At 66.0% G+C, this 15,209-nt stretch carries 14 protein-coding genes and 1 other RNA gene; 11 read left to right on the plus strand and 4 right to left on the minus strand.

Translation table 11 applies throughout. The features are described 5' to 3' along the window. Positions 1–6: 6 nt before the first annotated feature. The 10 genes from ASF90_RS13210 to ASF90_RS22360 all read left to right on the plus strand — a co-directional run bounded on the left by ASF90_RS13210 (position 7) and on the right by ASF90_RS22360 (position 8,276). Positions 7–513 carry a GspH/FimT family pseudopilin gene (locus ASF90_RS13210; protein WP_055850779.1) on the plus strand — a complete coding sequence of 169 codons (507 nt, stop codon included), beginning with the start codon at positions 7–9 and terminating at the stop codon, positions 511–513. Next, complete coding sequence (locus ASF90_RS13215; protein WP_055850781.1) at positions 510–926, plus strand: prepilin-type N-terminal cleavage/methylation domain-containing protein; 417 nt, start codon at positions 510–512, stop codon at positions 924–926. The genes ASF90_RS13210 and ASF90_RS13215 overlap by 4 nt, the downstream gene beginning before the upstream one ends. Further along, positions 923–1,558, plus strand: coding sequence for a type II secretion system protein J (locus ASF90_RS13220; RefSeq protein ID WP_055850783.1), 636 nt, complete (start codon positions 923–925; stop codon positions 1,556–1,558). The genes ASF90_RS13215 and ASF90_RS13220 overlap by 4 nt, the downstream gene beginning before the upstream one ends. Beyond that, positions 1,555–2,406, plus strand: a complete 852-nt coding sequence (locus ASF90_RS13225) for a type II secretion system protein GspK (RefSeq protein WP_055850786.1) — start codon at positions 1,555–1,557, stop codon at positions 2,404–2,406. Before ASF90_RS13220 ends, ASF90_RS13225 begins: the two co-directional genes overlap by 4 nt. Beyond that, positions 2,403–3,524 (plus strand): PilN domain-containing protein, encoded by a 1,122-nt coding sequence (locus ASF90_RS13230; RefSeq protein WP_055850789.1) that lies wholly within the window; start codon positions 2,403–2,405, stop codon positions 3,522–3,524. Before ASF90_RS13225 ends, ASF90_RS13230 begins: the two co-directional genes overlap by 4 nt. Continuing rightward, positions 3,508–4,161 (plus strand): type II secretion system protein GspM, encoded by a 654-nt coding sequence (gspM, locus tag ASF90_RS13235; RefSeq protein WP_055850791.1) that lies wholly within the window; start codon positions 3,508–3,510, stop codon positions 4,159–4,161. Before ASF90_RS13230 ends, gspM begins: the two co-directional genes overlap by 17 nt. Then, on the plus strand, positions 4,151–4,951 hold the full coding sequence (gene xpsN / locus ASF90_RS13240; RefSeq protein WP_055850794.1) for a type II secretion system protein XpsN: 801 nt from the start codon (positions 4,151–4,153) through the stop codon (positions 4,949–4,951). The genes gspM and xpsN overlap by 11 nt, the downstream gene beginning before the upstream one ends. Then, positions 4,948–7,290, plus strand: coding sequence for a type II secretion system secretin GspD (gspD, locus tag ASF90_RS13245; RefSeq protein ID WP_055850797.1), 2,343 nt, complete (start codon positions 4,948–4,950; stop codon positions 7,288–7,290). Before xpsN ends, gspD begins: the two co-directional genes overlap by 4 nt. After that, on the plus strand, positions 7,287–8,126 hold the full coding sequence (locus ASF90_RS13250; RefSeq protein ID WP_055850800.1) for a hypothetical protein: 840 nt from the start codon (positions 7,287–7,289) through the stop codon (positions 8,124–8,126). Before gspD ends, ASF90_RS13250 begins: the two co-directional genes overlap by 4 nt. A 58-nt stretch (positions 8,127–8,184) precedes the next feature. Then, positions 8,185–8,276: non-coding RNA, sX9 sRNA (locus ASF90_RS22360), on the plus strand. 502 nt (positions 8,277–8,778) lie between these two features. Here the strand turns inward: ASF90_RS22360 and ASF90_RS13255 are convergent. The 4 genes from ASF90_RS13255 to ASF90_RS13270 all read right to left on the minus strand — a co-directional run bounded on the left by ASF90_RS13255 (position 8,779) and on the right by ASF90_RS13270 (position 13,921). Further along, complete coding sequence (locus ASF90_RS13255; RefSeq protein ID WP_055851422.1) at positions 8,779–9,507, minus strand: UTRA domain-containing protein; 729 nt, start codon at positions 9,505–9,507, stop codon at positions 8,779–8,781. A 105-nt stretch (positions 9,508–9,612) separates the two neighbouring features. Continuing rightward, entirely contained in the window at positions 9,613–10,188 is a 576-nt protein-coding gene (gene pnuC / locus ASF90_RS13260) for a nicotinamide riboside transporter PnuC (RefSeq protein WP_055850803.1), read from the minus strand. A 356-nt stretch (positions 10,189–10,544) separates the two neighbouring features. Beyond that, complete coding sequence (locus tag ASF90_RS13265) at positions 10,545–12,716, minus strand: TonB-dependent receptor (protein WP_055850806.1); 2,172 nt, start codon at positions 12,714–12,716, stop codon at positions 10,545–10,547. A 47-nt stretch (positions 12,717–12,763) separates the two neighbouring features. Continuing rightward, on the minus strand, positions 12,764–13,921 hold the full coding sequence (locus ASF90_RS13270; protein WP_055850808.1) for an aminoglycoside phosphotransferase family protein: 1,158 nt from the start codon (positions 13,919–13,921) through the stop codon (positions 12,764–12,766). 355 nt (positions 13,922–14,276) lie between these two features. Here ASF90_RS13270 and ASF90_RS13275 point away from each other — a divergent pair, with 355 nt between their 5' ends. Next, positions 14,277–15,116, plus strand: a complete 840-nt coding sequence (locus ASF90_RS13275; protein WP_055850811.1) for a glycosyltransferase family 2 protein — start codon at positions 14,277–14,279, stop codon at positions 15,114–15,116. Positions 15,117–15,209: the final 93 nt, after the last annotated feature.

Genomic DNA, 15,209 nt, shown 5'->3' on the forward strand with positions numbered 1-15,209 from the left:
CTCGCCATGCGCGTTGCGTGTCAGCCGTTGCGTCATCCGCATGGAGTCGGTCCTGGCCGTACCCGCACGCGTGGCAGCTCGCTGCTCGAAATGCTGCTGGTCATCGCGTTGATCGCGATGGCCGGTGTGCTGGCCGCCGCCGCATTGAACGGCGGCATTGATGGCATGCGGCTGCGCACCGCCGGCAAGGCGATCGCTTCGCAACTGCGCTATACGCGCACCCAGGCGATTGCCACCGGCACCCCGCAACGCTTTCTGATCGACCCGCTGCAGCGCCGTTGGGAAGCGCCCGGCGGCCATCACGGCGACCTGCCGTCGTCGCTGCAGGTGCGCTTCACCGGCGCGCGTCAGGTGCAGTCGCGGGAAGATCAGGGCGCCATCCAGTTCTTCCCCGATGGGGCGTCCACGGGCGGTCGCATCGATCTGCAGGTCAAGGACGCGCGCTGGCGCGTGGACGTGGGCTGGATCACCGGCGAAGTGCGTTCCGGCCCACTGCGGACGCCTGCGCCATGAAGCGGCAACGTGGTTACACCCTGATCGAGGTAATCGTCGCTTTTGCCTTGCTCGCCCTGGCATTGAGCCTGTTGCTGGGGTCGTTGTCCGGTGCGGCACGTCAGGTGCGCGCGGCCGATGACAGCACGCGTGCGACCTTGCACGCGCAATCGCTGCTGGCGTTGCAAGGCATGGACAAACCGCTGGTGCCCGAGCAACAACAAGGCACGTTCGAAGCCGGGCATTTCCGTTGGTCGATGGATGTGCGCCCTTACGACGAACCGCGGCGTAATCCGCAGGCGCCGGTGGCCCCTGGCGCGCACAAATTGCTGCAACTGACCCTGGTGGTGCGTTGGGGCGAGGCGCCCAATCAAATGCTGCAATGGCGCACCTTGCGCCTGGTGGCTGCCACCGCACAGGACAGCGCGCTGTGATCCGTTCGCGCAGCGCCGGTTTCACCCTGATCGAAGTGCTGCTGGCCACGATGCTGTTGGTCGGCGGGCTGGCCTTGGCCTTCGCCACATTGCGCTCGGCCAGCGCGGTGAGTCAGCGCGGCGAGGCGATTGCCCAGCGCAGCGAGCGTGTGCGTGCGGTGGAAGAATTCCTGCGCCGCCGGTTGGCTGCTGCATTGCCGCTGGCAATGAGCATCGACCCGCAAAGCCAGCAACCGATGTTGTTTGTCGGCGAACCGCAGCGCATGCGCTTTGCCGCCGATGTGCCGGATTATCTGGGACGCGGTGGCCCGTATCTGCACGAGTTGTCGGTGGTCGGCGATGGCGAGCAACGCACCTTGCAGATTGCGTTGACCATGCTGCAATCGGGCAAATCGATCGAAGAAGGCACCAAATTGCCGCCGGAGCCGCTGGCGCAAGGCGTGCAGCAGGTGAGCTTTCGTTACCGTGGCATGGATCCGCAGAACGGCCGCCTGAGCGCCTGGTTGCCGCAGTGGGAATGGCACGACCGCCTGCCGCTGCTGGTGCGGATCGAGATTCGTAGTGGCGACGCTGCATGGCCGCCGCTGGTCGTGGCGTTGCCGCAATCCAGCAACCCCGGAGCGGGGCAATGAGCCGGATACGTGGCGCTGCCTTGGTGCTGGTGTTGTGGTTGATCGCCTTGCTCACCGCGATGATCGGCGCGTTTGCGCTCACCGCGCGCGTGGAAGCCTTGCAAGGCACTATGCTGCGCAATGGCGCGCAGGCGCAGGAATACGCACGCGCTGGCCTGGAATACGCACTGTCCCGCTTGCAGAGCGCCGATACCCAGGCACGCTGGCGCGCAGATGGCCGACGGTATCGTTGGCAGATGGACGATGCCACGGTGGAGATCCGTATCACTGACGAAAGCGGCAAGGTGGATCTGAACATGGCCGAGCCGGCGCTGTTGGCCGGGCTGGTGCGTGCTGTGGGCGGCGAACAAGGCCGCGATACGCGCATTGCTGGTGCCATCGTCGATTGGCGCGATGGCGACTCGCTGAGCCAGCCCGGCGGTGGCGCAGAAGACCGCGATTACGCCGATGCCGGCTTGCCCTATGGCGCAAAGGACAGCCCGTTCGAAACGTTGGGCGAACTGCGCCTGGTGCTGGGCATGGACAGCGAGTTGTATCGCAAGTTGCTGCCCAACATCACCTTGTACAGCGGCCGCTCGCGGCCCGAAGCGCGTTTTGCACCCGGCCCGGTGTTGACTGCAATGGGCCTGGATGCGCGGCAACTGCTGGCGCAGCGTGACGCGCCGCTGGGTTTGCCGGGCAGCGAGGCGACGGTCGGTGGGTCTGACACTTATAGTATCGAGAGCCGGGCGCGACTAAGTCAGGGACGCGAGGCTGTGTTGCGGGCGGTCGTGTCGACAAGCGCGTCCGCAGTACCGGGATCGGCCTACACCGTGTTGCGTTGGGAAGAGGGAGCAGCAGTGCAATGACCGCATGGCGGGACACCTTGGGTCGTATCGGCGTACGCGCCATGCCGGGAGCCGGAGGCTTCTGGCGTTGGTGGCAGCAATCGCTGCTGGCGTGGCTGCCGCAGCGCTGGCAATGGCAATTGGGCCTGTCGCAGGCGCGCCTGTTGTTGCAGCTCGATGGCGACACGTTGCAGTTGCTGCGTCAACGCGATCAGAGCCGTGAGGCGATCGCCAGCCTGCCGTGGCCGGTGCAGCCGCAGGAAGTCAATGGCGTGCTGCCGACTGCGCTGGATGGTCTGCCGCGGCATTGGCTGTTGCCGTCGGCGCATGCATTGCGGCGGCCGTTGCGGCTGCCGGCAGCGGCCGCCGCGCGGCTGCAGGATGTAGCGCGTTTCGAAATCGACCGGCAAACCCCGTTCACCGCCGACCAGGTGTATTTCGACGCACGCGTGCTCGATGTGCGCGAAGACGGCCAACTGGATGCGGAACTGGTCGTGGTGCCACGGCGCATGATCGATGGCCCGGCCGGTGTGCCCGATGCCTGGACCAACGCGCTGTCCGGCATCGATGTGGCCGATGCGCAGGGCGCCCCGTTGGGGGTGAACCTGCTGCCGCCGGCACGCCGGCTGCGACGTAGCGACCCGATGCAACGCTGGAACCTGCTGCTCACCGCCACCGCGGTGGTGTTGCTGGCTGTGGCCGGTTGGTTGCTGCTGGATAATCGCCGCCAGGCCGCCGACGATCTGCGCGCGCAGGTGCAGGCCAATGCCGCGCGCGCGCGCCAGGTGGCTGCCGAACGCCAGCAGCTGATGGATCTGGTCGAAGGCGCTACCTTCTTCCAGAAGCAACGCGCCACGCGCCCGACCTCGGTGGAAATCTGGGACGAGTTGAGCCGGCGTCTGCCGGGCGGCACCTATCTGGAAAAATTCTCGGTCGAAGGCGGGCAATTGCAGCTGATCGGTTTGAGCAACGAAGCCTCCTCGCTGGTGCGTCGCCTGGAAGGTTCGCCGCTATGGCGCACGCCGTCGCTGACCGGCGTGCTGCAGAGCGATGCCGGTCGCAACGTCGACCGTTTCACCATCACCGCCGAACTGGCTGGCCCCGATGCGAAGGAGGCGGCCGATGCCACGCAGCGTTAAGCGCGATCGCTGGATCGCTTTGGGTCTGCTGCTGCTGGTGCTCGGCGTGGCGTACCTGGTGCTGGTGCACCCGTGGTTCACCCAGCCGATGATCGCCATGCAGGACGAGCTGCAATCGCTGCGCGAGCGCGAGCTGCGCGTGCGGGTGCAATTGCAGCAGGCGCCGCAGGTCAGTCAGCGGCTGCGCCAGGCGCGGCAGACGCTGGAAAGCCGCCCGGGCTTTTTGCCGGAAACCTCCGCCGAGCTGGCCTCGGCCGGATTGGTGCAGCGGCTGGAACGCGCAGTGGTGGAAGCCAGCCCCGGCAACCGCAGCTGTGCCATCAGCAACCGCTCGCCGCTGCAGCCGGAGAGTAAGGACCGCTTCACCCGCGTGGCGGTGCAGGTACGCTTGCGCTGCGGCACGCCGGAACTGGCTTCGGTGTTGTACAGCCTGGAAAACGGCACTCCGCGGCTGTTCGTGGACAACCTCAACGTGATGGCGCAGCGCTACCAACTCTCGCCCAACGAAAGCGGCAACGGCCTCGACATTGCGTTCGAGCTGGCCGGCTATCTGCGGCCCGGCGCCAGCGCTGCGCCGTTGAACACCGATGCCGCGCCTGCCGCCGCGGCCGCCGGGGAGGCCAGCAATGCGCCTTGACCTGATCGGTTTGCGCACCTGGTTGCTGGCCACCGTGGTCGGCTGGGCACTGCTGGTGTGCATCCTGGCCGTGGCTGGCTTAGGCAAGCGGGTGGAACTGCTGCCGGACGACCCAGCACTGGTGCAGCGCCTGCCCACGCTACCGGCGCCTGCTCCGGAGCGGTTGGGCGCCTTCGAAAAATATTCGGAGATCGCCGCGCATCCCGCATTCGCCGAAGACCGCCTGCCGCATCCGTTCTTCCTGTCCGGCACCGATGGTAGCGGCGCGGCCTCGACGGTGCGCCTGACCGGCGTGCTGCTGACCGAGAACTTCAAGATGGCCACGCTGACCCTGGACCCGCAGGATTCGGTGCGCGTGCAGCTCGGCGGCGACGCGGTCAAGGGCTGGCGCTTGCTGGCCCTGCAGCCACGCAGTGCCACCATCGAAGGCCCCGGCGGCACCCAGACGTTGGAGCTGCACGTGTTCAACGGCCAGGGCGGTCAACCGCCGACCGCCAATGCCGCCGCGCGTGGTGCGCCGGGCACGCTCCCGCCATTGCCGCCGGTGCCGCCGTCGCCCGATGCCGCCGCGGTCGCGCAACCGCCGCAGCCGCAGCCTGCCACCCCGCCGGCGCAACAACCTGGCGGGCAAGCCCCGCCGACGGTGCCGCCGCAGCGCAGCGATGGCGCGCAGGAAGCTCCACGCCCCTCCGACGATCAGATGCGTGCCATCCGCGAACGTATCGAAGCCCGACGCCGCCAGCTGCAACAGCAGCGCCAGAGCGGCTCTACCCCCGGTCAGACCCAATGAGTGAACGCATGACGCCGCGCCTGTTTCCCGTGTCCCTGCTGATTGGCCTGTTGGCCGGTTGCGCCACCACTCCGCCGCCGGACGTGCGCCGCGACGCGCGCCTGGACCCACAAGTCGGCGCTGCCGGCGCCACCCAGACCGTTGCCGACCAACGCGCCGACGGCAATGCCGCCGCCAGCGCCAAGCCCAGCCCGGTGATCCGGCGCGGCAGCGGCACCATGATCAACCAGAGCGCCGCGGCGTCGCCGTCGCCCACGCTGGGCATGGCCAGCAGCGGCAGCGCCACCTTCAACTTCGAAGGCGAGTCGGTACAGGCGGTGGTCAAGGCGATCCTGGGCGACATGCTCGGCCAGAACTACGTCATCGCGCCCGGCGTGCAGGGCACCGTGACCCTGGCCACGCCCAATCCGGTTTCGCCGGCGCAGGCCTTGAACCTGCTGGAAATGGTGTTGGGCTGGAACAACGCGCGCATGGTGTTCAGCGGTGGCCGCTACAACATCGTGCCGGCCGACCAGGCGCTGGCCGGCACCGTCGCGCCCAGCACCGCATCGCCGTCTGCCGCACGCGGTTTCGAAGTGCGCGTGGTGCCGCTGAAGTTCATTTCCGCCAGCGAAATGAAGAAGGTGCTGGAGCCGTACGCACGGCCCAACGCCATCGTCGGCACCGACAACGCGCGCAACGTGATCACCCTTGGCGGCACCCGCGCCGAACTCGAAAACTACCTGCGCACCGTGCAGATTTTCGACGTGGACTGGTTGTCGGGCATGTCGGTGGGCGTGTTCCCGATCCAGTCCGGCAAGGCCGAAAAAGTCAGTGCCGATCTGGAAAAGGTCTTCGGCGAACAGAGCAAGACGCCCAGCGCCGGCATGTTCCGTTTCATGCCGCTGGAAAACGCCAATGCGGTGCTGGTGATCACTCCGCAGCCGCGCTATCTGGATCAGATCCAGCAGTGGCTGGACCGTATCGACAGCGCCGGCGGCGGCGTGCGCTTGTTCTCGTATGAATTGAAGTACATCAAGGCCAAGGACCTGGCCGATCGGTTGTCGGAAGTGTTCGGTGGGCGCGGCGGTGGCGGCGATTCCAACGCCTCGCTGGCGCCGGGTGCCGAGAGCAGCGTGCTCGGCGGCGCGCTGGGCAATCGTGACAGCAGCATGGGCGCCAGCTCCGGCATGACCGGAGGCAGCCTCGGCGAAAGCGGCGACAGCAGCGGCTCGGGCAGCAGTTTTGGTGGAAGCAGCGGCGTCGGTGGAAGCAGTGGTAGCAGCAGCGGTGGCCTGGGCAACGGCAGCTTGCAGCTCTCACCGCGCAGCAACGGCAACGGCGCAGTGACGCTGGAAGTGGAAGGCGACAAGGTCGGCGTGTCCGCTGTGGCCGAAACCAACACCTTGCTGGTGCGCTCCACGCCGCAATCGTGGGCGTCCATCCGCGACGTCATCGAAAAGCTCGACGTGATGCCGATGCAGGTGCATATCGAAGCGCAGGTGGCTGAGGTGAATTTGACCGGTGCGCTGAGCTATGGCGTCAACTGGTACTTTGAAAATGCAGTAAATGCGCCAGCAGCTGCGGCTGATAACGGCCTGACCAACGGGACGGGCATCGGTCTTGGTGCTGGTCTTGCAAATGCAGCGGGACGGAATATTTGGGGCGATATCGCAGGTCAAGTTGGTAGTGGCGGACTCGCGTGGAGTTTCCTCGGCAAGAATGCGGCAGCCATCATCACGGCATTGGACCGGGTAACAAATGTCCGTTTGTTGCAGACGCCTTCGGTGTTTGTGCGCAACAATGCGGAGGCTACGCTTAATGTCGGCTCGCGTATCGCGATTAACTCAACGTCCATTAACACCGGGCTTGGTAGCGACAGCAGCTTCTCTTCAGTGCAATACATCGATACCGGAGTGATTCTTAAAGTGCGTCCCCGCGTAACGAAGGACGGCATGGTGTTCCTGGATATCGTCCAAGAGGTCAGCAGTCCAGGTGACCGTCCAGCCGCATGTACGTCAGCGACCGCAACTGTGAATGCTGCAGCTTGTAATGTGGACATCAATACACGTCGGGTTAAAACTGAGGCTGCAGTGCAGAGTGGCGACACAATCATGCTTGCGGGTTTGATCGATGACAGCACGACCGACACCAGCGATGGCGTGCCGTTCCTGAGCAAGCTTCCTGTAGTGGGTGCGTTGTTCGGAACCAAGGGAAAGAGCAACAACCGCCGCGAAGTCATCGTGCTGATCACCCCATCGATCGTGCGCAACCCGCAGGAAGCGCGCAATCTCACCGACGAATACGGTCAGAAGTTCAAGGTCATGGAGCCGCTGAAACCCAGCCAGAAGCCGCAATGAGTGCGGCACTGCCCGTCGTGCTGGTGCCGGTCGGCACCGACGACGAGGCGCTGGATGCGTGCTTGGGCGCATTGGGTGCGGCCACGCCTGCGGGCACGCGGGTGTGGCTGGCCGACGACGCGCAGGCCGGCCCGCGCGGCCGCGCGGTGATCGATCACTGGCTGGCGCGGACGCAGCTGCAGGCGCATCACACCCGCCGCCAGCGCATGCTCGGCGAGGTGGCGCATCTGGATGAAATGCTCGCCGCCTGCGGCGACGCCGACGTGGTGGTGCTGGGGGTGGATGCCTGCCCGCTGCCCGGTTGGTTGCGGCAGCTCACCGCATGTTTTGCGCGCGATGCGGCGATTGCCACGGCCACGCCCTGGAGCAATGTGGGCGAAGCCTGTAGCTGGCCGCGGCTGGGCGAACTCAACCCACTGCCGGACGCGCCGGAGCGATTGGCCGCTGCCTGTGCGGCGATGCCGCCGCTGCATCCGGAGTTACCCTCGGCGGTCGGGCACGCGGTGCTGCTGCGGGGCGCCGCACGGCGCAAGGCCGGCGGGCTGGATGCCAGCAGTTATGGCTCCTGGTATGCCGCGCTGGTGGATTTGAGCCTACGCATGGGCGGGCTGGGGTGGCGCAACGTGTTGTGCGACACCGCCTTCGTCGCCTCGCCGCACGAAGGCCGCCCGGCCGATGGCGATATGGATGCACTGGCCACACGCTGGCCGGCCTGGCACGCGCGGCTGGCCAACTTTCTGATGCACGACCCCTTGCGTGCGCAACGCGACCAGTTAGGTCAGCTGCTCGCCGACCTGCCACCGCCGGACCCGCAGCGCATGCTGTTCGACGCGTAGCGCAGCTGCCAAGTGGCATGCTCATCGCTAGGCGGGCGCAGCCGGTGTTCGGTGCGGCATGTAGCACGCGTGCAGTGCGGTTCCTTGAGCTCTGTCCCTTGCAAGCTGACGACTGCTCGCCGTGCGCTGAGTGCAGGGGTGTTGTCGGCCGCATCCTGGTGGATGCCGTCGGAAGTTCAGGTCAAACGCATCGGAAGTCCAGATCAAACGCTGAGTGGGTCGAGTGCGCGGTGCCCTCGCCGCTCGCGGGACACGCCGTGAATCCGTCCGTGGAGACTCGGTGGCGGCATCCATGCCGCCACACGGTCCCGCAAGCGGCGAGGACACCGCACCAGGACGTTGGTCGGTAGCTGCTTGAAAGAGCTGGTCGTCTCGCGAGTCGCAGTGGCCTGCTGATGCGGATCGCACACACATATGAGTTAGCAAAGTAGAAGCACATCATGCATTGCTTGCACCATGCACACCGACTATCTCGACTGGTCCTTGCCCGCTCACCGTCGCGGGACCTTACTCGGCATGGATGCTGCGTAAGCGCTTATAAGGACGTACTTGCAACGTGTCCCGCGAGGGTGGGCGGGCAAGGGGCCTGCAGCCAGGCAGCAGATCAGCCGGCCTCCAGTAGACCGGCGTGACGTAGTTTTGTTAGCCCCTCTTAAGAAGCCGACCGCATCGGCGCATCGGTGCGTACCACAACGTCCAGAGCGTCGTGCCGCCAGGATTCGATATCCAGTTCCACCGCGCGGCCGTCTTCGGCAAAGCTGATCCGCTGCAGGCGGAAACACGGCGTGCCGGTGGTGGACTGCAGCAGTATCGCCTGGGTGGCATCCAGGCCGGCCGGATGCATCGACACCTGTGCGCGGCTCAGGAATAGCCCCAACTTTTGGTTGAACACGCTCGACAGCGAGCCGGCCATCTCGTGTTCGAGCAGGCCCGGTGCCCACGCTGCCAGCACGACGTTGGTTTCCAGCAGCACGGCGCGGCGGTCGATCCAGCGTCGGCGTTGCAGCACGAAGACGTCTTCATACGGCGTGTCCAGTCGCAGCGCTGCTGCAAACGCGGCGCCCGCGGCCTGGCGGGTGGCACTCAACAACTCGGTGCGTGGCTTGCGCCCTTGCGCGGCCACGTACTGCATGAAGCCGGCAATGCTGGTGGGGTCGTAGCGCACGCGTGGTGCGCTGACGAACCAGCCACGGCGGTTTTCGCGGTAGATGCGGCCTTCGGCTTCAAGGTGCTGCAAGGCTTCGCGCAGGGTGATGCGGGTGCAGTCGAAGCGCTCGGCAAGCGCGCGCTCCACCGGCAGGCGCTGGTCCGGGCCCCATTCGCCGGCGGCAATCTGCGCGGCGATGATTTCAGTGATGGCATGCTGGCGCGACGCAGTCATGCGGCGCACCGCCAATCGGAGATGCGGGCCATGGGCGAGACAATGAGAGGAAGATCGTGCATGCCGCGATGGTAAAGAAGAACGCGCACGCAAACTGCACCGGGCTTAGCGTGGCGTTGCCAGGTTCCGGTTCTGTTGGGTTTTCCAGCTGCGCCATCCGTAGATCGCCAACGCCACGAAGCCGGCGTAGAGCAGGGCAGTGGGATACAACTCCTTGCTGACGAACACGCCGACGTAAATGCAATCGAGCACGATCCACAGCACCCAGTTAGCGAGGCGCTTGCGTGCGGCCCACACGCTGGCGACCAGGCTGAAACTGGCCAGCGCCGCGTCCAGCCATGGCAGTGCGGCATCTGTGCGGTGATGCATGTATGCGCCCAGCGCAGCAGCGAATGCAGCGCCGACAGAGAGTGAGAGCCACAGTTCACGCTGCGGCATCGGCAAGGGACGGATGCGCGCGTCCACGCTGTTGCCGCGTTGCCACTGCCACCACCCGTAGAGTTGGGTCAGCACATACACGCCTTGCAGCAGCATGTCCGAGTACAGCTTCCACTGATAGAACAGCCACGCATACAGCGCGACCGCCACGATGCCGACCGGCCAGCACCAGCGGATGCGCTGTGCGGTCAGCCACACGCCCAGCAGGTTGATCACAACGGCGATGGATTCGAGCAAGAACATGCAAGGCCTGATGGAAAGTGGAGAGCGGTGGGAGAGGCGCAACCGGTGCAAAACAGTGGTGCAGTCGGAAGTGGACGCTGCGCGAAGCCCCGTACCGACGTGCACTGCAAGCGCGTCAGCGCCTGCACCGCTGAGCCCCTGCCTTCAGCTGGTGCCTGCGGTCTTCAGTCAGTGCCTGAAACACGCACAAGCACAGGTAATTTCGCTACGACGTCCTTCCCCCCGCTCGCGGACGCTTCGATGTCCTTCCCCCGCCTGCGGACGCTCCGACATCCTTCCCCCGCTTACGGACGCTTCGACGTCCTTCTCCCGCCTGCGGGGGAAGGTGCCCGAAGGGCGGATGGGGGCAGCAGACCTCAAAAATCCACCTGCACGCTCAGACGCGCAGTGCGCGGCGCACCCGGAAACAGATACGCATCGCCCTGGTACTCGCCCGAATCGCGCCAATAGCGTTTGTCGAACACGTTGTCCACGTTCAAACGCCAGGTGGTCGCCAGGCCGCCCAGCGCGGTGGCGTAGCGCGCCCCCAGGTTGGCCACGGTGTATGCCGGCACGCTGGCATTGCCGAGCCGGTCGGCGAACTTGCGCCCGCTGTATTGCACACCGGCCAGCACCGCCAGGCCATCGACGCCTGGCACGCTGTAGTCGGCCTGCACGCTGGCACGCAGCTTGGGCACATTGATCGCCTGATGGCCTTCGTATTCGGCAATGTCGGTCTCTTCTGCGCGTGCGCGGATGGCGGCGACACTGGCGAACAGGCGCAGTTGCTCGGTGGCCGCGCCGTCGGCCGACAGTTCCAGCCCGCGGTTGTGCAACCGGCCTTGTTGCACGAACAACAGACCTCCATCGGCCTGCGGTTGGGTGAATTGATAGGCCTGGCGGATGTCGAATAGCGCCGCGCCCAGGCGCAGGCCATCCAGTTCGAGCTTGGCGCCGGTTTCCAGCTGGTAGGCCTTGGTCGGCGGCAGGATTTCATCGGCGTTGTCGGCAAACCACGGGGCCGTGCCGCCGGCGGCAAGGCTCTTGGCGTAGCTTGCATACAGCGACACGTTTTGCTGCGGCTTGAACAACAGCGCGGCCTGCGGCAACACCGCGTCCTTGCGGGTGCGTCGTTCCAGCAGCCCATCGCGGTCGAAGGCGCGCTCGTCCAAGCGGACAGCGCGTGCGCCGAGCGACAGTTCCCACAGGGCGCCCAGGCCGATGCGGTCGGTCAGCACCAACGCGCGTTGGCGGCTATCCAGGCGGCGTTGCTTGGGGTCCAGCGCCACATCGGTCTGTGCGAAAACCTCCGGGTCGCGATCGATACTGCCACTGCCGATGAATTCGTTGACCGAGCCAAAGCGGTCGATGGTGCGGCGTAGCCAGTCGCCGCCGATGCTCAGATGATGCTCCAGCGCGCCGGTGACCACATGGCCTTCGAGGGTGGCGCGCAGTTGATCGTGCACGCGGGTGTCGTCGGGGCTGCGGTAGTCGTAAACGTCGTACTCGCCTTGCGCACTGAAGAAGTTGGGCGTGAAGATCTCCGCACAACTTGCGGCGCCATAGCAGCCCCAGGCGAATGTGGAGAAATCGTTGATCACCGCGCGGCTGCGCGAGGCCTCGACTGTGGCGCGCCAGTCGTCGTTGAACTGATACGCATAGCGCAGCTGCGCGTTGAGCGAATCCATCTCCACCGGCCGCGCCCACGGCTGGTAACCGAGCAGGCGGTGCACATCGATGTCGCGCGGCACCTGCGTGCCATCGAGCAATTGGTAGCCGGGCACCGAGCGCTGTTGCCGATGCTGATATTCCACATCCAGCTGCAACAACGATTGCGCGGTGATCTTCCAGTCACCGGCCAGCGACAGAAAATTGCGGTAACCATCGGCGTGATCGACATAGCTGTTGATGTCTTCGCGCGCGGCATTCACGCGCAGGCCCAGCGTGCGCTCGGCGCCGAACCAGTCGCCTAAATCGGCGGCGACATAGCGCGAGCCCTGCTCGTCGGTGCCCAGGGTCACGCTGCGCACATGCTCGGGGCGTTTGGTGCGGTAGTCGATCAACCCGGCCGGTTCGTTGATGCCCGACTGCAGCCCGCTCAGGCCCTTGAGAATCTGCACCTGCTGCTTGTTTTCCAGCGCAATCGACTGCTCGCCCACCGCGCTCAGCCCGTTGATGCGATAGCTGTTGGCGGCATTGAGCGAGTAGCCGCGCACCACGAAGTTTTCGTAATAGCCGATCGGTGCATATGCATCGCCGGCGGAGGCATCGGCGCGCAGCACCTCGCTAAGCACACGCGCCTGGCGATCGAGCAATTGCTGGCGCTCGATCACCGCGATGGAGGCCGGCGCATCGAGCAGCGGCGTTGCGCCGAAGCCGGTCAGTGCCGTGTTGCTATCGCTGCGCTCGCCCAGCACATTGACCGTATCCAGCTGCACGGCGGACTCGCCGGGTTGCTGCTGTTGCGCCAATGCAGGGGCGGCCAGGCTCAGCGCCAGGGCGAGCGTCAGCGGGCGATGGGGACGTGCGGCTAACGACAGACGGGACATGCAAGCAACTCGTAAAGAAGGGAAGAGGAAAGACACGGTGTTGCCGCTCATCGCAGCAGGGCTGCGCGCGCATGCAGATGCGCCAGCAGCGCTTGACCATCGGTGCTGGCAAACCAGTCCGCATGACCCAGCAGATAGCGGTGATAGGCGATGTCCACGTTGTCGGGCGAACGCGTGATGCCGGCGAAGTACTCGATTTCGCTCAAGGCGAAATCGGCATGCACGATCGGCAACAGGGCGGCCAGGCAGCCCAGCTGTGTGGCGTTGATTGGGCGATGCAGCGCATAGCCATCCAACAAGGCATCGAGTTGTTGCAGGTCCGCTGGCGCACGCGCGCCGGTATCCAGCTGCAGCCACGGGATCAGGTTGCGTTCGATGGCGGTGGCCAGATCGAACAAGGCGCTGCTGCGATCGCTCAATCCGAAGTCGAAGATCGCGCTGACGTCGGTGTCGCCGTGATCGGTGTTCCAGAGCAGATTGGACGCATGCCAGTCGCCATGCGTCCACAGCGGCGGCATCGCACCTGGCGCAGACAGCAACGGCCAGGCGCGCGCATGCCAGGGCAGCACGTGAGTGGCCAGATCGTGCTGCCAGGAAAACTCCTTCAACGCTGCGGCCAGATGCGGCCGCGCGGGTAACGCGCGCTGCAGCGCCTGCACCGGGTCTTGCTGTGCAAACAGCCGTAGATTGGCGACCAGCACCGTGGTGGAGCGCGGTGGTGCATCGAAGCCCTGCGCGGCGTGATGCAGTCGCGCGAGCGCAGCCCCTGCGGCCTGCGCGTGCGCAACGTTGTTAAACGGTGTCCACGACAAGGCATCGCGATACAGGTCGCGCCCCGCGCCGACGCGTTGCACCTCGTAGACCCACTGGTCCTGCGCGAGTGCGGTCTGGCCGTCAGCCGCGTACAGCACCTCCACCACCGGCGCGCCGGCCCAGCGCAGATGGGCCATGAAGCTATGTTCTTCGCGCAAGGCAGCGACACTGCGCACGCTGCGGTGATGGCGCTTGACGATCACCGGGCCGGACGCGGTCTGCACGCAGGCGGCGGCGGAGAACGGACGCGCGCTGTGCCAGTGCACGCCGTGGTCAGACCCGAGCCCGGAGAACCGCTGCAGCACGTGGCGGATTTCATCCACGGTCAGTGCCGGCCAGTCGGGCAGCGCCAACTCCAGGCTCATGCCATGGACCTGATGCGTCGCGCTCATGCGTACACCCTCTGCAGGCATGCCGAGGAGAAGATGAGTGGTATAGACCAATTGCGCGCAGCCGGTTCAACGGGGCCGGCACGCAGGCCGGTAACAACACAGACGGCGCTGCCGGGCCGTCGTTGTCGCGCTGACGCCATCAGGCGGTCGCGCGACATGGAGTGGAAGGGCAGCGCGAAACCGAAAGGTCGCTGGCCGTCATCTCAAGAATCAAGTGTGGGAGTGCCGCAGGCGGCGCCGACCTAGGCCGCGTGGCGGCCGTCGGGCGCGCAGTATGCCCCGTGCCGCCGTCGGCCGCCATGCCGGGCCGTCGCTGCGATGGCGCTGCGTGGTCCCGGCACCGGATAATGGCCGGATGACTCCAGTCCAGATCGCCGCCGTCGTCGTCACCTATCAGAGCAGCAGCACCATCGATGCCTGCCTGTCGCGGCTGCGTGCGGCCGATGGCATCAGCGAGATCCGGGTGGTCGACAACGCGTCCAGCGACGACACCCTGGATGTGGTGCAACGGCATGCGCTGGCCGATGCCCGGGTGCACTTCATCGCCAACCCGGACAACCCCGGCTTTGCTACTGCCTGCAATCAGGGCGCGCGCGACTCGCATGCGCCCTGGCTGGTCTTCATCAACCCGGATCTGATGGTCGAAGCCGACACCCTGGTGCAGCTGTGCGCGCGCGCCACCGGGCATGCCGCAGTGCTGCTTGGGGTGGAGCAGGTGGACGAGCAGGGCCGGCCGGATGCGGCCGTGCGCCGCCGCGACCCGGACTTTGCCGCGATGCTGCGCGCCCCGCGTGCCGCTGCCCAGCTGGCGGTGCCCGCCAATCCGTCGGTTGCCCTGCAGCCGGTGGATGCGATCTCCGGTGCCTTGATGCTGATGCAGCGCAGCCTGTTCGATCGGCTGGACGGCTGGGACGGCAGGTATCGCCTGCACGCCGAGGACCTGGATCTGTGCCGGCGTGCCCGCCAGGCCGGCGCGCTGGTGGCGGTGGCCAACGATCTGCAAGTGGTGCACGTGCGCGGTGTGTCCAGCCGCTCGCGCCCGTTCTTCGTGGAATGGCACAAGCACCGCGGGTTGTGGCGCTATTTCCGCAAGTTCGAGGCCGGCCAGCGCGGGCCGTTGACCCAGCTCGGGGTATGGCTGGCGATCTGGACCCATGCAGCTGCCCAGGTGCCGCGATTGTTGCGTCGCAAATAGTGGTCGCTAGTGTTAAATTAGTGATAAATCCGTGATGTGGAACTGTCCGGAACTGTGATACGTTTCGCACTGAAGTGTGACCTAGCCCGTGCT

The sequence above is a fragment of the Xanthomonas sp. Leaf148 genome, assembly GCF_001423585.1.
Classification (GTDB): Bacteria; Pseudomonadota; Gammaproteobacteria; order Xanthomonadales; family Xanthomonadaceae; genus Xanthomonas.